This is a genomic window from Flavobacterium johnsoniae UW101 (assembly GCF_000016645.1).
GTDB classification, from domain to species: domain Bacteria; phylum Bacteroidota; class Bacteroidia; order Flavobacteriales; family Flavobacteriaceae; genus Flavobacterium; species Flavobacterium johnsoniae.
The window spans coordinates 4,160,740-4,179,256 of record NC_009441.1 but is presented as its reverse complement, the minus strand read 5'-3'; the positions used below and the strand labels follow the sequence as shown (position 1 = coordinate 4,179,256).

Annotated in this window: 22 protein-coding genes; 7 read left to right on the top strand and 15 right to left on the bottom strand. The window is 32.3% G+C overall.

What is annotated here, in order from left to right:
* Positions 1 to 71 precede the first annotated feature (71 nt).
* The 8 genes from tpiA to FJOH_RS18095 all read right to left on the bottom strand — a co-directional run bounded on the left by tpiA (position 72) and on the right by FJOH_RS18095 (position 5,464).
* A complete protein-coding gene (gene tpiA, locus FJOH_RS18125; RefSeq protein ID WP_012025485.1) occupies positions 72 to 824 on the bottom strand; it encodes a triose-phosphate isomerase in 753 nt (250 codons plus the stop codon).
* Positions 825 to 913: 89 nt separating this feature from the next.
* Entirely contained in the window at positions 914 to 1,408 is a 495-nt protein-coding gene (locus FJOH_RS18120; RefSeq protein ID WP_012025484.1) for a TlpA family protein disulfide reductase, read from the bottom strand.
* A gap of 320 nt (positions 1,409 to 1,728) precedes the next feature.
* Positions 1,729 to 2,187, bottom strand: a complete 459-nt coding sequence (locus tag FJOH_RS18115) for a hypothetical protein (protein WP_012025483.1) — start codon at positions 2,185 to 2,187, stop codon at positions 1,729 to 1,731.
* Positions 2,188 to 2,271: 84 nt separating this feature from the next.
* Positions 2,272 to 2,940 (bottom strand): hypothetical protein, encoded by a 669-nt coding sequence (locus FJOH_RS18110; RefSeq protein WP_012025482.1) that lies wholly within the window; start codon positions 2,938 to 2,940, stop codon positions 2,272 to 2,274.
* A gap of 72 nt (positions 2,941 to 3,012) precedes the next feature.
* Positions 3,013 to 3,165 (bottom strand): hypothetical protein, encoded by a 153-nt coding sequence (locus FJOH_RS27020; protein WP_159436633.1) that lies wholly within the window; start codon positions 3,163 to 3,165, stop codon positions 3,013 to 3,015.
* A complete protein-coding gene (locus FJOH_RS18105) occupies positions 3,162 to 3,635 on the bottom strand; it encodes a DUF6934 family protein (RefSeq protein WP_012025481.1) in 474 nt (157 codons plus the stop codon). The genes FJOH_RS27020 and FJOH_RS18105 overlap by 4 nt, the downstream gene beginning before the upstream one ends.
* A gap of 92 nt (positions 3,636 to 3,727) precedes the next feature.
* Positions 3,728 to 4,849 carry a BT_3928 family protein gene (locus FJOH_RS18100; RefSeq protein ID WP_012025480.1) on the bottom strand — a complete coding sequence of 374 codons (1,122 nt, stop codon included), beginning with the start codon at positions 4,847 to 4,849 and terminating at the stop codon, positions 3,728 to 3,730.
* A 72-nt stretch (positions 4,850 to 4,921) separates the two neighbouring features.
* The gene (locus FJOH_RS18095; RefSeq protein ID WP_012025479.1) at positions 4,922 to 5,464 is read right to left on the bottom strand and encodes a DUF1599 domain-containing protein; all 543 of its coding nucleotides are present in this window, start codon (positions 5,462 to 5,464) and stop codon (positions 4,922 to 4,924) included.
* A 204-nt stretch (positions 5,465 to 5,668) separates the two neighbouring features.
* Between FJOH_RS18095 and folP the strand changes: the two genes are divergently transcribed.
* Both folP and FJOH_RS18085 read left to right on the top strand, forming a co-directional pair.
* Positions 5,669 to 6,490 (top strand): dihydropteroate synthase, encoded by an 822-nt coding sequence (folP, locus tag FJOH_RS18090; protein WP_012025478.1) that lies wholly within the window; start codon positions 5,669 to 5,671, stop codon positions 6,488 to 6,490.
* A gap of 5 nt (positions 6,491 to 6,495) precedes the next feature.
* Complete coding sequence (locus tag FJOH_RS18085; protein ID WP_012025477.1) at positions 6,496 to 7,128, top strand: hypothetical protein; 633 nt, start codon at positions 6,496 to 6,498, stop codon at positions 7,126 to 7,128.
* A 31-nt stretch (positions 7,129 to 7,159) separates the two neighbouring features.
* Here the strand turns inward: FJOH_RS18085 and rlmH are convergent, their stop codons facing one another.
* The 7 genes from rlmH to FJOH_RS18050 all read right to left on the bottom strand — a co-directional run bounded on the left by rlmH (position 7,160) and on the right by FJOH_RS18050 (position 12,806).
* The gene (gene rlmH / locus FJOH_RS18080) at positions 7,160 to 7,633 is read right to left on the bottom strand and encodes a 23S rRNA (pseudouridine(1915)-N(3))-methyltransferase RlmH (protein ID WP_012025476.1); all 474 of its coding nucleotides are present in this window, start codon (positions 7,631 to 7,633) and stop codon (positions 7,160 to 7,162) included.
* A gap of 99 nt (positions 7,634 to 7,732) precedes the next feature.
* The gene (locus FJOH_RS18075) at positions 7,733 to 8,035 is read right to left on the bottom strand and encodes an antibiotic biosynthesis monooxygenase family protein (protein WP_012025475.1); all 303 of its coding nucleotides are present in this window, start codon (positions 8,033 to 8,035) and stop codon (positions 7,733 to 7,735) included.
* 109 nt (positions 8,036 to 8,144) lie between these two features.
* The gene (locus tag FJOH_RS18070; RefSeq protein ID WP_012025474.1) at positions 8,145 to 9,560 is read right to left on the bottom strand and encodes an amidohydrolase family protein; all 1,416 of its coding nucleotides are present in this window, start codon (positions 9,558 to 9,560) and stop codon (positions 8,145 to 8,147) included.
* A 257-nt stretch (positions 9,561 to 9,817) separates the two neighbouring features.
* Positions 9,818 to 10,102, bottom strand: coding sequence for a GNAT family N-acetyltransferase (locus FJOH_RS18065; RefSeq protein ID WP_012025473.1), 285 nt, complete (start codon positions 10,100 to 10,102; stop codon positions 9,818 to 9,820).
* Between the two features lie 5 nt (positions 10,103 to 10,107).
* Positions 10,108 to 10,503 (bottom strand): OsmC family protein, encoded by a 396-nt coding sequence (locus FJOH_RS18060; RefSeq protein WP_012025472.1) that lies wholly within the window; start codon positions 10,501 to 10,503, stop codon positions 10,108 to 10,110.
* A 2-nt stretch (positions 10,504 to 10,505) separates the two neighbouring features.
* On the bottom strand, positions 10,506 to 11,387 hold the full coding sequence (locus FJOH_RS18055) for a pirin family protein (protein WP_012025471.1): 882 nt from the start codon (positions 11,385 to 11,387) through the stop codon (positions 10,506 to 10,508).
* A 318-nt stretch (positions 11,388 to 11,705) separates the two neighbouring features.
* Complete coding sequence (locus FJOH_RS18050) at positions 11,706 to 12,806, bottom strand: DNA alkylation repair protein (RefSeq protein WP_012025470.1); 1,101 nt, start codon at positions 12,804 to 12,806, stop codon at positions 11,706 to 11,708.
* A 205-nt stretch (positions 12,807 to 13,011) separates the two neighbouring features.
* On the opposite strand from FJOH_RS18050, the gene nadC reads away from it, so the two are divergent.
* The 5 genes from nadC (at position 13,012) to priA (ending at position 18,517) form a co-directional block, all read left to right on the top strand.
* A complete protein-coding gene (nadC, locus tag FJOH_RS18045) occupies positions 13,012 to 13,869 on the top strand; it encodes a carboxylating nicotinate-nucleotide diphosphorylase (RefSeq protein ID WP_012025469.1) in 858 nt (285 codons plus the stop codon).
* A 62-nt stretch (positions 13,870 to 13,931) separates the two neighbouring features.
* Entirely contained in the window at positions 13,932 to 14,855 is a 924-nt protein-coding gene (locus FJOH_RS18040; protein ID WP_012025468.1) for a YihY/virulence factor BrkB family protein, read from the top strand.
* 1 nt (position 14,856) lies between these two features.
* Positions 14,857 to 15,285, top strand: coding sequence for a DUF2147 domain-containing protein (locus tag FJOH_RS18035; protein ID WP_012025467.1), 429 nt, complete (start codon positions 14,857 to 14,859; stop codon positions 15,283 to 15,285).
* Positions 15,286 to 15,298: 13 nt separating this feature from the next.
* On the top strand, positions 15,299 to 16,045 hold the full coding sequence (locus FJOH_RS18030; protein ID WP_012025466.1) for a subclass B1 metallo-beta-lactamase JOHN-1: 747 nt from the start codon (positions 15,299 to 15,301) through the stop codon (positions 16,043 to 16,045).
* 24 nt (positions 16,046 to 16,069) lie between these two features.
* Entirely contained in the window at positions 16,070 to 18,517 is a 2,448-nt protein-coding gene (priA, locus tag FJOH_RS18025) for a replication restart helicase PriA (RefSeq protein ID WP_012025465.1), read from the top strand.

Below are 18,517 nucleotides of genomic sequence, written 5' to 3'. Positions count from 1 at the left end.
AGAATATAAAAAAAGCGTTCGCTATGCGAACGCTTTTTTTATAAGAGGATTTCAAAATCTAAAATCTAAAATTAGATAGCAGTTACAATTGCTAAGAAATCGTCAGCTTTTAAAGCTGCACCACCAATTAAACCACCATCTACGTCTGGTTTAGAGAAGATTTCTTTAGCGTTTTCTGGTTTTACAGAACCACCGTATAAAATAGAAACTTCATCTGCGATTTCAGCTCCAAAAGCTTTGCGGATCGTTTCTCTGATAAATTCGTGCATTTCCTGAGCTTGTTCTGGTGAAGCAGTTTCTCCAGTTCCGATAGCCCAAACTGGTTCGTAAGCTAAAACAATTTTAGACCAAGATTCTTTTGCGATATGGAAAACTCCGTCACGTAATTGATTTTCAACAATGTTGAAATGATTTCCAGACTGACGGTCTTTTAATTCTTCTCCAAAACAGAAAATTACTGTCATATCGTGTTTTAAAGCAGTATCAACTTTGTTTGCGATTAAAGCATCAGTTTCGTGGAAAATAGCTCTACGCTCAGAGTGACCTAAGATTACAGTATTAACACCAATGCTTGTTAACATATCTGCAGAAATTTCTCCTGTAAAAGCACCGCCTTCAGCTTGGTGAACGTTTTGAGCAGAAACTCCAATAGTTGTATTTTTTAATTTAGCAGCAGCAGCTTGTAAGTTTACAAAAGTTGGCGCTACAATAACTTGTGCATTTGTTTTTGCTGGAATTTTTGCAATTAATTCGTTTAATAATTCTTCAGTCTGCGCTGCATTTTTATGCATTTTCCAGTTTCCTGCAACAATCGATTTTCTCATTTTGGTAGTTTTTGTTATTCTTTTAATTTTTTTGTTTGAATGAAGTAGATTAAAATAACAGCAATTTTAAAATTGCTGTTATTTTAAATTTATTTTAAGCTTTTAAGTGTTTCATTGATTTTGTCGAAATCAGTTTCGATAGCACGATATAAAACTATTTTTCCGGTTTTGTCAATAACAATATATCTCGGAATCCAGTCTAAGTCAATTGCTTTTCCAAAAACACCTTTCATACCGTCGTTCATCATAAAATGATCGCCTTTTAATTCGTGTTTTTCTATTCCAGCTTTCCATTTATCGGCTGTTTTATCAGCAGAAAGGAATAAATAAGAAACATCAGGATTGTTAGCTTGTAACTCTTTTAATTTTGGCATTGCTTTTACACAGTCGCCGCACCAGGAAGCCCAAACTTCGATAACTAAAGTTTTTCCTTTGTATTTTTTTAAAATGTTTTTAAAAGTAACCTGACCTCCGTCAAGGGTTAATAATTTTTCTGATAAAGCCTCTTTAGAAAAACTTGTTTTCTGAGCCTGAGAGCAAGAAAAGGTTATAAATGCAATAAAGATTAAAGCTATTTGTTTCATAGAATTAGTGATTTTCAACAAAGTTAAACAAACAAATTGAAAGCCAAATGCAGATTAACAAAATTTGAAGACTCGTTTGTTTTGTAACAAAACAGCCGTTTTAGGTTAGAAAAACCAGAATGAAATCGTAATAGTTGGGTGTAAAAATCAGTATTTTTTTGAAATGCTTTTTTTGAAAAGAGCGAAACTTTGAATTTTTTATTTTTAAAAGAAAAAAATAAAGTAAAAAAACGTCTGATTATTGAATTTTCAGGTAAATAAAAATCAAAAAAAAGAGCTTAAAATTTTTAAGCTCTTTACCGTTTATAAGATATTTAAAATTAAATTTTAGTATTGATTAAAATTTTATAAATACCAGTTGTTTTGTCTAATTGAAATTCAGCATTTTTAATTTCGAATGAATTAATTCTGCTAAAGCTGCAGCCTTTTTCACTTACTCTTTCAGCAGAAGCATGCAGTTCAAAAACACTTTTTCCCTGAAATGCTATAGAATAATTAAAGACTCCAGACTGCCAGCCTATAGAATTAATTACAAGACGATTTAAATCTTCATTTTTCATGTAAGTGTATTGTATCACTTTGTCTGTATCTAAATCTGTTACGGTCACGGCTTGTTTTGCATCAAAAGTTCCGTTTGTGTAAAGGTTCTCTCCAGAATCTTTATCTACAAATTCAAAAGAAAAATAAGGAGGCGGAGTAGTGCAGTTATTAGATTCACTTGTACAGCCTAAGGTTGTAATAAGTAATAAAATAAATGAAAATTTGATTAGTCTTTTCATAAGTTTGGTTTTGTTTTTGGTTCAATTAAATGTAAGATTATTTTTCTTATATTAAAATTAAGATTTCGTTACAGAAAACTATTTTTAATTCAGTTCATAATTTCCATTTGCCCATTTTTTGCAAGGCACAATCCATTCGCCTAATGCTTTATATAGAAAACCATGTTTTAAATTGGTATTTAATTCAATTTCCTTAAAATGGTTTACTTTAAGTTTTGAAGTTTCTTTTCTTTTTACAGCCGAAACGCCATAAATATCTGATTTTTCATAAATCGTTAAAATATTACCGCAAAAATTAATATTAGGAATTTCTTCAATATCAACATCTCTAAAACAGCCTATAAAAACAAAATTAACGTCAGGATTTGCTAAATAAGTCGAAACAAATTGTGCAATATAACCGCCTTTTGAAGTTCCAATAACGGTTATCTTACTAGGAGAGATCCCTTTTTTTAATAAGTTTTTAATTTGTTTTACAATTTTTTCGGCATAATCAGCAGCATTGGTGTTTTTCTTTCTCTTTTCACTAAAAACTATAAAGTTATCTTTTCTAAATGATGCTAATATTTCATTGTATTCTGCTTTTCCATATTCCGGATGCGCAGTGTTTAAATCATTTTCTTCAATAAATTTATTATGGAGAAAAAAGACATATCGCTGGTCTTTATTAGGTGTTTTTTCCTGACTAAAAGCGCTAAAAGTATAAAGAGCAGTAAATAAAATGGTTAAAAGTAATTTTTGAGTTTGTTTCATAAAGGATAGTTTTTTTTCATAAAAAAAGTCCAATTTTAAAAAGGACTTTCATATTATATGTGATAACTTAAATTATAAATTCAAGTTAAAAGTGAGCTTATTGACTTCTTCTTGTTTATTCGATTCGATAACTTTTAGATTATCTAATTTTTTATCAATCTTTACTTTAGAATTAAGCGAAGCACTTTTGTTTTCAGTCAAAACTTTTTTTATTGTAGTTTTCATAATTCTTTTCTTTTTATAATAAAACCCAAAAAATCACCATTTGTTTTAAAAGGTACACTGGTTACGTTTCCAAACTCATTTATTATTGCTCCAAAGATAACGAAAGTTTCGGATAATTCTTCTAAATTAATAGAGATTGCCCTTCTGTATAAACGTGTTCGTCCAAGTGTGCTGCCTTTAAAGAAGATCATTCTCTCAGGATATTTTTCAGTAAAAAGATAAACCGATTTGGCAACAGTAGCTAAAATTATATTCCGGTCTCCATTGTCTGTAATTGTTGAATCATCCAAAGTGTATTTTTTCTGAACTTCATTGTATATTAAATCTCCAAATGCCAGATTATATATTTCCTTAGATTGAGTAGCATTAAATGTTATGATTTTTGTTATTTCTCCATTTGGGCCAACACTTTTAAATTCAAAAATAGTTGTGTCAGTATTTCTATACAGATCATATTGTAAATGCTTCATTCGTTTAATTTGAATCTGCAAAAATATAAAATTAAGTAAAAAAAAAGCTGCAATTTAAATTGCAGCTTTTTTGAATTTTATAATGGTATTAATTATAGACTATACGCAACATCCGATAGTTTTAAATCATCAACATCGTTGTAATGTAGTTTTTGAACAACAGTTCCTTTTTGTATTACAACAATACTAGGATTTGCTCTTTCGATTGTTTTTAAAGTTGTAGCATCGCAGAAATAGAAATCAACATCTAAGTTATACTCTTTTTTTGCTTTTGCGATTTCATCAGCTCCAGATGCAGTCATAGCAATAACTTTGTAACCTTTAGCTTTTGCATCTGCAGTAACTTTAGCCAGTTTTTTCATTCCGGCTGGGTCAGATTTAGTTAGATCATACGTTACAAAAACTAATAATTTTGGTTCTTTTAATAATTCATCTTTATAATCAGAATCATCTTTTGTCATTGTAAAATCATGAATTGGCGGTACATAACCTTCTGAAATAACTTTGTCTTTTCTATCTACAAACGTTGCGCCTTCTGGAATATTCATTAAATCTTTTTCGGTAAACTCTTTGTCAACTCCGTTTACTTTGTAAATGAAAATCATTTCAACAACTGACTTTGGCGCACCTTCAGGAATTTCCATTCCTTTTTCAATATTATTTCCAACTTTATACGGACGGAAATCTTTTATAGGATTATGATTTATAACCCAATATGCCATTAATGCAGATAAAATTACACTAAGATAAACTGCAAAATTCGTTTTTGAAGTTGAAAATAAAGGTTTTATCAGTTTTTGGTTGAAGAATAAAATCAAAATGAAGAATAATAAAACTACGTCTTTTGTGAATGACTGCCAAGGTGTTAAATGTAAGGCATCACCAAAACAGCCGCAATCTTTTACTACATCAAAATAAGCAGAATAGAAGGTAAGGAAAGTAAAGAAAACAATTAGAAGCAATAGAGCCCAAATTGTTTGTGTGGCTTTATAGCCTACTAATAACATTACTCCTAAAACTACTTCTAATATTACCAGAACAATAGCCATACTTAGTGTAAACGGCTCTAAAAAAGGCATATTGAAAACAGGTTCACTAAAATACTCTGTAAGCTTGTAAGAGAAACCTACCGGGTCGTTCAATTTAATTAATCCGGAAATGATAAATAATACACCGACAAATAATCGGGAGAATTGGGTAATGATGTTTTTCATAAGTAATATTTAAATATTCAAATTCCAATATTAAACTTGGAATTTAGTCCCGATAGCTGTCGGGAGGAATTTCTATTTATTTATAGGATTTAGGATTAAAGCAAAAACAGAATAATTAATCATATCCTGATAATTAGCATCGATTCCTTCAGATACAATTGTTTTTCCTTTATTATCTTCAATTTGTTTTACGCGAAGCAGTTTTTGAAGAATCAAATCAGTTAATGAACTTACTCGCATATCGCGCCAGGCTTCGCCGTAATCGTGATTTTTAGCTTCCATTAAATCTTTGGTCAATTTTACTTTAGCATCGTATAATTCAGTTGCTTTTTCAACATCCAAATCCGGCTGCTCTACAACGCCTAATTCAAGCTGAATCAAAGCCATGATAGAATAATTGATGATTCCGATAAATTCTCCTTTTTCGTCTTCGTCAACTTTACGGACTTCGTTTTCCTGTAAACTTCTAATTCGTTGTGCTTTTATAAAAATCTGATCTGTCAGCGACGGCAGTCTTAAAATTCTCCACGCACTGCCATAGTCTTTCATTTTATTGATAAACAGGGTTCGGCAAACCTCGATTACATTATCAAACTCTTGGGAAGTATTCTTCATTTATATGCTGTATATTTGCTAAAATTTCTTCAAAAATAAGGATAATTTTTTAAGAGTTTCAAGTTTACGGTTCGCTTTGTTTCAAGTTTTTTCTAAACAAAGTGTTAACGGCAGTAACTTGAAACTAAAAAAATGTTTCAAGTTCTCGAACTTACGCAATCTGCATCAACTTGAAACTTTGAACAATTAAAAACTTGAAACAAAATGTTTATTAACTGCAAAGGCGGACTTATAGATTTATCGATTCCTAAAGTAATGGGAATTTTAAACGTTACGCCGAATTCTTTCTTTGATGGAGGGAAATATAAAAACGAAGACGAAATTATTTCGCAAGTAGATAAAATGCTTTCTGAAGGCGCAGCATTTATCGATATTGGAGCCTATTCAAGCAAACCAAGCGCTGAATTTGTAACCGAACAAGAAGAAATCGACCGAATTGTTCCTGCAATTGAATTGATTTTAAAGCATTTTCCAAAAACATTATTATCTATTGACACTTTTAGGGCTGAAGTCGCAAAAGCGAGTATCGAAAGCGGTGCGGCGATAATAAATGATATTGCGGCGGGCGAATTAGATGATAAAATGTTTGATGTTATCGCAAAATATAACGTTCCATATATCATGATGCACATGCGAGGAAATCCACAGACGATGCAGAGTTTGACGCAATACGATGATATCATTAAAGAAATGCTTTTCTATTTTTCTGAAAAAGTAAAACAAGCAAGGTCATTAGGAATTAACGATTTAATATTAGATCCTGGTTTTGGTTTTGCTAAAACAACGGATCAGAATTATGAAGTAATGCAGAAAATGGAGCTTTTTAATCTTTTAGAATTACCTGTTTTAGCAGGAATTTCAAGAAAATCAATGATTTATAAAACGCTGGATATTACACCGCAAGATGCTTTAAACGGAACAACGTTTCTAAATACCATTGCTTTGACAAAAGGTGCTAAAATTCTTCGTGTGCATGATGTAAAAGAAGCAGTGGAATGTGTTACTTTGTTTAATAAAATGAGTTAAAAAATATGAAATACTTCTCTATACTTATAATCTGTCTTTTGTTTTCCTGCGGAAAAAAAGAAGACGTTTTATTGCCAAAATCAAATATTTCAATTGTAAAAGATGTACAAGATCATTCGCCGATTTATATTTTCTTTAAAAAAGAAGGAAAAGATACAATTGCCGATTTGAATAGAAAAAGTGCTATTATCTCAACCAATTGGATTTTAAATATCGACAAACGTTTACCATTAAAAGTCGTAATTGCGGAGGTAATAAAAATGCAGGAAAAAAAGCGTAACGAGAAAATGCACCAAAACGAAGAATCTGAAAATTATTATTCTTATGCAGATTCTATCGGAAAGAATTTGGCTTTTCTGCCTTTTACGAAAGTGTTTTATAAAATGGAAAAACCAGGTAGAGAAAATTTTGTTGTTTACTTTAGAAAAGGGAAAAAACAAGTTTTCATGGGAAATAAAGAAATACAAATATCAAATATACTAAAGTATTTTTATAGTATTAAGTTCCAAAGTGTACCAGATTTGGTATTTTTCTTTGATAAGAACATGAGTTATGAAGAATACATTCAATATAAAATTCTACTGCAAAAAGATGTAACTTATAATCTTGATAAACTTCCGGTAGAATTCATCTTTTAAACCTGAAACAAAGAAAACCTGAAACAAGAAATTATTGATGATGATAAGGTTCGTTGCGTAAAATTGTAAATCCGCGGTACAATTGTTCAATAAAAAATAAGCGAACCATTTGATGCGAAAATGTCATTAGCGAAAGCGAAACTTTTCCCTGCGCTTTTTTATAAATCGTTTCAGAGAATCCGTAAGGTCCGCCAATTACAAAAACCAGTGTTTTTACACCAGAATTCATTTTCTTTTGGAGTTCTTCTGAGAAACCAACACTAGAGAAGGTTTTTCCGTTTTCATCCAATAAAATAAGCTGATCAGTTGCCGAAAGTTTAGACAGAATCAGTTCGCCTTCTTTTTCCTTTTGCTGGCTTTCAGATAAGTTTTTTACATTTTTAATGTCAGGAATAATTTCCAGATCAAATTTGATATAAAAGGATAAACGTTTGGTATAATCGTCAATCAAAGTTTGAAGCGATTTATTATCTGTTTTGCCTATAGCGATGAGTTTGATGTTCATTGTTTTTTCTTTTAGCCACAGATTTCACAGATTAGAAGGATTTTTAAATTGAGGATAATTTAATCTGTGTAAATCTGTGAAATCTGTGGCAAATAAAATCTATTTTTTATTTTCAAAAACCGTTTCAAAATGTTCTACAATTGGAAAAGGTTCGTAATAATGATGTAAAATTTTCTTCCACTCTAAATATGCTTCAGAAGTTCTAAAACCTACTGTATGATCTTCAAGTGTATTCCAGTCGACCAACAAAAGATATTTGTTTTCTACCTCAAGACATTTTTCTAATCGATGTCCTAAATAACCGTCGACTGATGAAATATATTGACTTGCTTTTGCAAAATCAGCTTCAAATTTAGAGGCTAATTCTGGTTTTACATAAAGAAATGCTGCTTCTAGGATCATAATTTTATTTTTTTGCACGCAGATTTTACAGATTTGAGCAGATTTAATTTTTTAGATAAAAATCTGGACAAATCAGCTTAAATCTGTAAAATCTGCGTGAAATTAAATATTAGTTTTTAGAAAATTTCGATTCAAAAGTTTTAAAACGATTATCTAAATCTTTAATTAATTGTTTTTTTACCGATGCATCCTGAATAAAACTGTAATTGATGCTGTTGTAAACGTATTTTTTAATCGTTTCATAATTTACGTCAGGATATCTTTTTGCCAGTAAAACATATTGTTCTGTCATATTGCTTCTTAAAATTCCTGCATCGTCTGTACTGATCACAATTGGCACATTAAATTCTTTGTAAAGCGTAAACGGATGTCTGTTTTCTTTTACCTTCAAAATGAATTCGTTGCTCACTAAATTGATTTCAATTGGAATATTTTTTTGAGCCATATATTTTAATAAATCATACGAATTGGCTTCGTAAGCGATATCAACTCCGTGACCAATTCTGTTTGCACCGGCAACATAAATCGCATCGTTAATGTGCCACGTTAATTCTTCTGGCTGAACCAATCCTAAAGTTAATTCACCCGCATGAAGCGTATATTTTACGTCTGGAAATTTAGAATGACAGTATTTAAACATTACCATGTGAAGCCAGTAATCTTTCATAGAAGTCTGTCCGTGTTCTGGAGAAACGATGTTTACACCGGCAGTCAGTTTATTTTCGTTTGATGAAATAAAAGCGATAACCAGGTTTTTGAATAAATCTACAGGTTCCATAAAACGAAGTACAAAGTTTTGATAACGCATGGTGAATTTATCGTCATCCATTTTTAAATCCTTGTGCAGTTTTGTTATGAAATTAGTATTGAAATCTTCAGCATATTTTTTAGCGTCTTTTTTCTGAAGCGATTTATACAAATCATCTAAAAGTTTTAGAACTGCTTTTTCGTCTTTTTGATCAGCAGATTGGCGAAGTTTTGTGTTGAAATCAGCTAAATCTGAAACATTCATATCGCATGGAATTGTCGATAATTGTGTTTCGATATAACTTACATTTTCGGCAATGGCACGTTTTTTTAATTCGAGCATTCCTTCTGCAAAATGACCTTGAATAGTCGGCTCGAATTTCATAAAAGAATCAAAAAACTGATCGTCAGAAGGTACAGAACCATTATAGTCTTTTACCGACCAAGTCTGCATAATCTGCTGTTCGTAATAGTCTAATTTTCCTTTGTTTTTAAGAGATGAGAAATTTTCCCAGTTTCCGTTTGCAGGTTTGGTTTTAGAAACTGCCATAGTTTCTAAATTCAAATAAAAGTCTTCTGCAATCGCTCTTTCTAAAAGAGGTTCTGCATAAACGGATCCTGAAAAATGGTGGTGTAAATCGCCTCCTTTTGGCATTTGTTGAAAAAAAGCTGTTAAGAGAGCTTCATTATTTCTGATTTTTTCTAAATAACTCTCAGCTGATTGAGAAAAGCCGATTTGTGCTATAAAAATACAGAAAAGCGTAATTATCCTTGTCATACTCTAAGTTTAAATTACATGCAAATATACGAGTTTTCGGAGAATTTTGAAAATTTGTTTTTTGTTGTTGTGGGTTTTACCGCAAAGTTCGCAAAGTTTTATTCTAAGCTTGACTTAATATAAACGCAAAGTTCGCAAAGCTTTGCTTAAAAAACTTTGCGAACTTTGCGAACTTTGCGTAATCCTTCGCGAACTTTGCGGTTAAAAAAAACTTAGTCCCGATAGCTATCGGGATAGCATCTCAGAATCTTAGAAACTCAAGAAAAAAGTACATCACGAATTTCTTCAACTTTATCAAAAACACTTTTTGCAAAAGGACAAAGCGGAATAATTTTTAAGTTGTTTGCCTTTGCATAATCTACCGCTGCCATAACTAGTTTTTTACCAACACCTTTCCCATTAAAATCTGGGCTTACTTCGGTGTGATCGATAATGAATTTAGAATCTCCTGCCCAAGTGTAAGTCATTTTTCCAGCTTCTTTTCCGTCTTCAATTGCTTCAAAATAGCCTCTTCTTGTATCGTTTATTTGTTGAATTTCCATTATAATTATATTAATGTCGTTTTAATTTCGATTGAATGTGTCAGTGTTTTATGAATTGGACAGCTGTTTGCAATCGTTTCTAATCTTTGTCTTTGTGTATCGTCAATTTCTCCTATTACTTCGATTTTTCTGGTAAATGAGGTACAATTTCGCTCTGAATCTCTTTCAAAATCAATTTTTATATTGATTTCTTCTACGTTCCATTGTTTACGATTAATATACATTCGTAAAGTAATCAGAGTGCAAGAGGCTAAAGATGAAGCCAAAAGTTCTGTTGGGTTGAGTCCTAAGTTTTTGCCTCCCAGCTGCTGAGGTTCATCAGAAATTAAAACATTTCCGCTGGCAGATGTGATTTCTGTTCGATATAAACGTGTATCTATTTTTGCTGATATTGTATCCATAATTATTTAATTCTTGGTTCAGGTAATGGAACAAATTCAGTTTCTCCCGGAACTTTTGGGAAAGTTTGTTCTGTCCAGTCTTTTTTAGCTTTTTCGATGAGGTTTTTATCAGATGAAACGAAATTCCAAAAGATAAAATGTTCTTCTGGGAATGGCTGTCCGCCGAAAATATATACTGTCGAGTTTTCAGCGATTTCAAATTCGCAAAGAGAAGCTTCAGTTGTAATTAAAATTTGTCTCGGATCGTAAGTATGTTCACCGTTTTTGATGCTTCCTTCTAAGATATACAAACCGCTTTCGCCAAATAAATGGTGTCCAATATTAATTTTCTTAGCTTCTCTACTCTTAATTTCAATAAAATAAAGCGGACTATAAACCGGAACTGGAGATTTTTTACCAAAAGCTTCTCCTGCAATCAATTTGTATGAAACGCCGTCTTCTTCCCAAGCTGGGATATCATCTGCTTCAACATGAGTGAAATTCGGATCCATTTGTTCCAATTCTTTTGGAAGCGCAACCCAAATCTGTAATCCGTGCAGCATTTTATCTGAATGTCTTAAATAGTCAGGAGTTCTTTCAGAATGTACAATTCCTTTTCCGGCTGTCATCCAGTTTACAGCGCCGGGTTTTATTTCCAATTCTGTTCCTAAACTATCGCGATGCATAATGCTTCCTTCAAACAAAAAAGTAAGCGTAGAAAGTCCGATATGCGGATGAGGCGGAACATCCATATTTTCATGGTCACTTAAATGTGCGGGTCCCATATGGTCGATAAATACAAATGGCCCAACAGCTCTTTTTTCACGGAAAGGCAGTAAACGGCCTACCATAAAGTTGCCAATATTGGCAGCACGTTCTTCGATAATTAAACTGATATTTGACATGTGGTATTTTTATTTGATTTGAAAACAAAATTACAGTTGTGATAGAAATCTGTAACTTAATTTAGATTAAGAAACTTGTTTTTGGATTTTTTTGAATTATAAAAGTAAGGAAAAACGTTGGTTAAGTTTTTAGATGATGCTTAAATTTAGTTTTAAAAAGTCCCAGAGGGACGAAATATTTGTAGAATAATAAGGTTGCCACAACGACAAAGCCCCAGCGGGGCGAAATAAATATGCCGCTCCGCTGGAGCTCTTTTGTGCAAGACGATAATATTGACTATAAATATTCTGCTCCGCTGGAGCATTAAAATGGGAACATTAATCAATCAACTCAAATTCCAAAACTTCACTTTCAGTTCCATTAATTATAATCGACAATTGATGCACTCCAGTATGAAAAACGCGCGTCGTAATCAATTTAAAAGATTGATTTCTTTCAATCTTAGTTAGTTGATTGGGATGATAAATTTTCTCACTGATTTTAAAGACTTTTTTTGCTAAATGTCCTTTTGCTTTTTTATAATGCACAGCATATTCTAAACGAACTGTTTTTGGTTCTTCGTTTTTATTGTTTAAATGAAAATGAAACTGCAGGTAATCTCCAATTTTCACCACTGGCGTTTTAATTTCAAAAGACGAAAGTTCAATATTGGTGCTTTCTAAACCATAATGGCTCAGAATTTCCGGATGTCCTTGTTTTAATAAAGTTCGGCTTCCGTGTTTAATAATTCCATCTGTTTCTTTGCTGTGGCCTTTCCATCTGGAAGCGATCTCTAATACAATCTGTGGATTATCTTTTGCAATATCATTTAAGTTATTGGCAACACTTCTTCGGACATATTCTGAAGGATCATTTTTTAAATTCTCTAAAATAGGAAGAATAGAGGAGGGATCTTTTTTAAGAAACGGAATCGCCATGGCCCACGGTAATCTTGGGCGTGAACCTTCGCTGGCCAAACGTCGAACGTGGTGGTTTTCGTGTAAAGACCATTTTGTCATTTCGTCGATCATTTTCTCTTTATATTTTAAAATAAAAGGACGAACAGCAAATTCACAGCTTATAAACTGCGTTATAGATACAAAGGCTTTCGCCGAAGTTTCAAAATCGTCTAAGCCGTATATTTCGATATAATCGGCAAAGAAAATAAAAGCCAGATTGCTGTCTGCAAAGTTGTTTTTTCTTAGATTTTCTATGATTTTATCAATTAGAGAAACGGCTTCTGGAAAGTTTTGAGGCATAAACTGATGAAACACAACTGTTGTATGTTTCATTCTTTCTTTCCATTCTTTCTGGGCAAAATCGCCTTCATAAATGGCTTCGATAAATTTTTGTTTATTGAATGCAGGATATACTTCGGCAACAGCCTGACTAAAATTTTCGTAAAAAGAAACCGAGTAAATATCTTTAATTAATCCCATGATTTTTGTTTGAATGAAACTCAAAGATATTTAATTGAAAGCTTATTCAGAGACTAAGTTTTGTTAAGAATTGTAACTTTATTTTTCTGAATATCTTAATGGTTAAAAAAGAGATATTTAATGTTTTGTATAATTTTTCATGTTATCGGAATTTTCAAATCCATAAAATAAGTCCTAATTTAGCATTATTATTAAAAATAGAAAAATGATAAGCGAAGCTCAATTTCAAGCAGAATTACAACTTTTAATAAAAAATGCTATTAGAGAAGATGTTGGTCCAGGTGATTACAGTTCACTTGCCTGTATTCCAGATACAGCTCACGGTCAGGCGAAACTATTGGTAAAAGATCAGGGAATCATTGCCGGTGTTGAACTTGCTAAGATGATATTTGAACATGTTGATCCAAAATTAAAAGTAAAAACTTTTATAGAAGACGGAACGCATGTAGAATACGGGGAAGTTGTTTTTGAAGTTTCGGGAAGTTCGCAATCTATTTTGAAAGCAGAACGAGTGGTTTTGAACACCATGCAGAGAATGTCTGCAATTGCGACAAAAACAAACCATTTAATGGGGCTTTTGGAAGGAACAAACGCAAAAATTTTGGATACACGCAAAACGACTCCAAATTTTAGGGTGGCTGAAAAATGGGCTGTAAAAATTGGCGGTGGCGAAAATCATCGTTATGCTTTGTATGATATGATTATGCTGAAAGACAATCATATTGATTTTGCCGGCGGCATTACACGTGCTATTTCTAAAGCAAAAGAATATTTAAAAGAGAATAATCTTGATTTGAAAATTATTGTTGAAGCTCGCAATCTGGATGAAATCAGAGAGATTTTATTAAGTAACGGAGTTCATAGAATCCTGATTGATAACTTTAATTATGAAGATACTAAAACGGCAGTGAATTTGATTGGTTCAAAATGTCAGACAGAATCTTCTGGAAATATCAGCGAAAAAACAGTTCGTGAATATGCTTTATGCGGTGTAAATTATATTTCGTCTGGTGCTTTGACACATTCTGTATATAATATGGATTTGAGCTTGAAAGCCTTTTAAATTGTTAATTATAAATTATCAGTTATTAATTAAAAATCTAAGAAGTCTAAAAACCTAAGTTTATGTCGAAAGAAATAGAGGATCGGATTGAAAAACTGCCCGTAATACGCAACGCAGCCCGACTTTTAAAAAGAATAAAGCTCCCTTGGTTAGAGGGATTTTCTTTGTATGATTTACTTGAAATGTACACTTTAGGGATTCTTGAAGGTGCTTTTTCATATCATGCAAGCGCTGTTTCTTTCAGCTTTTTTATGGCTTTATTTCCTTTTGCTTTATTTATTTTAAACTTAATTCCGTTTATTCCGATAGATAATTTTCAGGAAGATTTCCTGCAGTTTGTACAGCAGAGTGTTCCTCCAAATACGTATGATGCTATTAGTAAAATTATCAGTGATATTTTAAATAATAGTCACTCGGGCTTATTATCGTCGGGTTTTTTACTTTCTATTTTTTTGATGGCAAATGGTATTAACGGAATTTTAAGCGGTTTTGAATCGTCTAAACACGTTTTTGATAAGAGAGGTTTTTTTAGACAATATTTGGTTGCTTTGGCTATTTCACTCGTTATGACTGTAATTTTGTTTGTAACTGTGGCTACAATTGTAGTTTTTGAGGTTTTCATTCAAAAAACAATTATTCAGGATGTATTAAGCGATCGTATTCCACTGATTATTTTAGGGCGATATTTATTCGTTATTCTGATGATTTTGATAACATCTTCAATATTATTACGTTATGGTACAAAACAGTACAATAAAGTGCCTTTTATCAGCATTGGTTCTGTTTTTACAACGGTCTTAATTGTTATATCTTCGTTCTTTTTTGGCATTTGGGTTATAAAATTCTCAAAATATAACGAACTTTATGGTTCAATTGGAACATTATTAATTCTAATGTTTTATATTTGGATAAACTGTATGATTCTGCTTTTAGGGTTCGAATTGAATGCTTCTATCAGAAAATTAAAACAAAAAAAAGAAAAATAATATGAAAAATTTGATGCTAACTATCGGAGTGTTCTTCTTTGCGCTGACCATGCAAAGTCAAAGTGTAATTGGAAAATGGAAAACCATTGATGATGAAACTGGTGAAGCAAAATCTGTTGTAGAGATTTATGAAAAGTCAGGAAAAATATACGGAAAGGTTATAGAGATACTGCGCGAGAACCATAAAAAAGATCTTTGTGTAAAATGTGACGGAGCTGAAAAAAATAAACCAATTTTAGGAATGGTTATTATAAATGGTTTAAAAAAAGACGGTTCTGAGTATAACGGAGGAACTATTTTAGATCCTACAAGCGGTAAAAAATACAAATGTTATATTTCATTAGAATCTGCAGATAAATTAAAACTTCGCGGTTATGTTGGAATTTCTTTAATGGGAAGAACACAATATTGGACACGAGTGAAAAATTAATTCAAAATAATACATGCGAAAATTAGCTTCGATAATTTTATTCTTAGCCGCGGTTTCAAATAGTTTGGGACAATCTAAGAATTCGCCATTACAAATAAGTCATCTTACAGGTGACTTTTATGTTTATAGAACTTTTAATGATTACAAAGGAACTAAGATTTCTGCCAATGCTATGTATGTTGTTACAGATAAAGGCGTTGTGCTTTTTGATGCGCCTTGGGATAAAACACAGTTTCAGCCGTTATTAGACAGCATAAAAGCAAAACACAATAAAGAGGTTGTGATGCTTTTTGGCACGCATTCTCATGAAGATCGTGCAGGAGGATTTGATTTTTACAAGAAAAAAGGAATCAAAACGTACTCAATTAAACTGACTGATGATATTCTTAAAAAGAATAAGGAACCAAGAGCAGAATTTATAATTTCAAATGATACAACATTTACTGTTGGAAATCATACTTTTGAAGTTTATTACCCAGGAAAAGGACATGCTCCTGATAATATTGTAGCATGGTTTAAAAAAGAGAAAATTCTTTACGGAGGCTGTTTTGTAAAAAGTGCAGAAGCATTAGATTTAGGTTATCTGGGTGATGCTGATGTTAAAGAATGGCAGAAATCTATAAAAAAAGTGCAGGCAAAATTCAAAAAACCGGATTATATAATTTCGGGACATGATGACTGGACTAGTAAAGAATCTTTAAATCATACTTTGAAATTGGTTGACGAGTATTTGGCTCAAAAATCTGCCGGAAAAAAGTAACTTTGCAATCCTATATAATAGTACATGTTTTTTATCGAAGTTATTTTACCGCTTTCCTTAGCAAAAACCTTTACATATCGTGTTTCTGAGGCTGAATTCCATTTTATTAAAAAAGGAATGCGGGTAGCGGTGCCATTTGGTAAAAGCAAAATTTATACAGCACTTGTATTAGATATACATGAAAATGCGCCAACCTTATATGAAGCCAAAGAAATTCATCAAATTTTAGATGAAAGGCCAATTGCAACCGAAATCCAGATTAAACACTGGCTTTGGGTAGCTAATTATTACATGTGCGGTATTGGCGATGTATATCGCGGCGCTTTTCCAACGGGATTACTGTTGGAAAGTGAAACTATTGTTTCGCACAAACCAGATGTTGTTGTTAATGATTCTGAACTTTCTGATGATGAATTTTTAATTTATGAAGCGTTACAGCATCAGAGTTCGCTTAAAGTTCAGGAAATAGCTTCTATTTTAAATAGAAAAAATATCCTCCCAATTCTTCAAAAATTAATAGCAAGAGATATAATTTTTCTGGAAGAAGAAATAAAAGAAAGTTATAAGCCTAAACTGGTTCGTTATGTTAAGCTGCACTCAAAATACGAAACAGATCAAGGTTTGGGAAGCCTTCTTGATATTCTGAAAAATGACAAGCAAAAAGAAATTGTTTTAGCTTATTTTCAAATTAGTGCTTCAGAAAAAAAGCCTGTTACTGTTAAAAAATTAGTTGAGGTTTCTGGTTCTAGTTCGTCTGTTGTAAAAACTTTAGTTAAGAATGAAATTCTTGAAGAATATCTTTTGCAGCAAGACCGTGTTTTGTTTACCGGAGAAAAATCAGAAAAAGAATTATTGTTAAGTGAAGCGCAGCAAAATGCTTTTACAGCAATAAAACAAAGTCTTACTGAAAAAGAAGTCTGTTTGCTTCATGGAGTTACTTCGAGCGGGAAAACAGAAATTTACATAAAACTAATCGAAGAATATCTGCATACAGGAAGACAGGTTTTGTATCTGCTTCCTGAAATAGCCCTTACCACTCAGTTAGTTTCTCGTCTGCGTCTTCATTTTGGAGACAAAGTTGCTGTTTTTCATTCAAAATACAGTAATAATGAAAGAGTTGAGGTTTGGAAACAGACACTTGAAAATTCTGAAAAAGCTCAAATAGTCATAGGGGCAAGATCGGCTTTGTTTTTGCCTTTTAATGATCTTGGTCTGCTCATTGTTGATGAAGAGCATGAGCAGACTTTTAAACAAACAGATCCGGCACCAAGATATCACGCCAGAGATGCTGCAATTGTATTAGCAAATTTTCATAATGCTAAAGTTTTGCTTGGATCTGCAACACCAAGTATCGAGACTTATTTTAATACCCAGAATGATAAATATGGTTTAGTAACACTTACTGAACGCTATAAAAATGTTCGACTGCCCGAAGTTGTTTTAGTCGATTTAAAAGACAAACATTTTAGGAAGAGAATGACAGGGCATTTTAGTGATCTTTTAATAGAAGAAATTACTGAGGCTTTGTCTTTGGGTGAACAAGTGATTTTGTTTCAAAACAGAAGAGGATATTCACCTATAATAGAGTGTTTGACCTGCGGGCACGTACCTCATTGCCAGCAATGCGATGTGAGTTTAACGTATCATAAGTTTAAAAATCAGCTGCGTTGTCATTATTGTGGATACGCTATTGCAAAACCAACGAATTGTCATAGCTGTTCAAGTATAGATTTAACCACAAAAGGGTTTGGAACAGAGCAGATAGAGCAGGAGCTGGCATCACTTTTTCCGAAAGCAAAAACGGCACGTATGGATCAGGATACAACACGCGGTAAATTTGGTTTTGAAAAAATTATTGACACCTTTAAAAATCGAGAAATTGATATTCTTGTCGGGACGCAAATGCTGGCAAAAGGGCTTGACTTTGATAATGTAAGTTTAGTGGGAATCATGAATGCTGATAATATGCTGCATCATCCGGATTTTAGGGCTTTTGAACGCAGTTTTCAAATGATGACTCAGGTTGCAGGAAGAGCAGGGAGATCTGAAAAACAGGGAAAAGTTGTTATTCAGACCTATAATCCAAATCATAATACAATTCAGCAGGTTACTAACCATAATTACAATGGTATGTATAAGGAGCAGCTGTATGACAGGCAGATCTATAAATATCCTCCTTACTTCAGAATTATAAAACTTACTATAAAACATAAAGATTTTGATAAGCTGAAAGAAGGCTCAATGTGGCTGTATCAGGTTTTAAGCCAAAATCTAAATATACCTGTTTTGGGACCTGAAGAACCGGCAATCAGCAGAATAAGAAATGAATATATCCGAACAATTTTAATTAAGATTCCGCAGAATATGCATTTGGGTAATACAAAAAAAACTATTCAGAAAATGTTGAATAGTTTTGAAGCTGTTGCTCAGTACAGAGCTATAAAAGTGGTTGTAAATGTCGATTTTTATTAA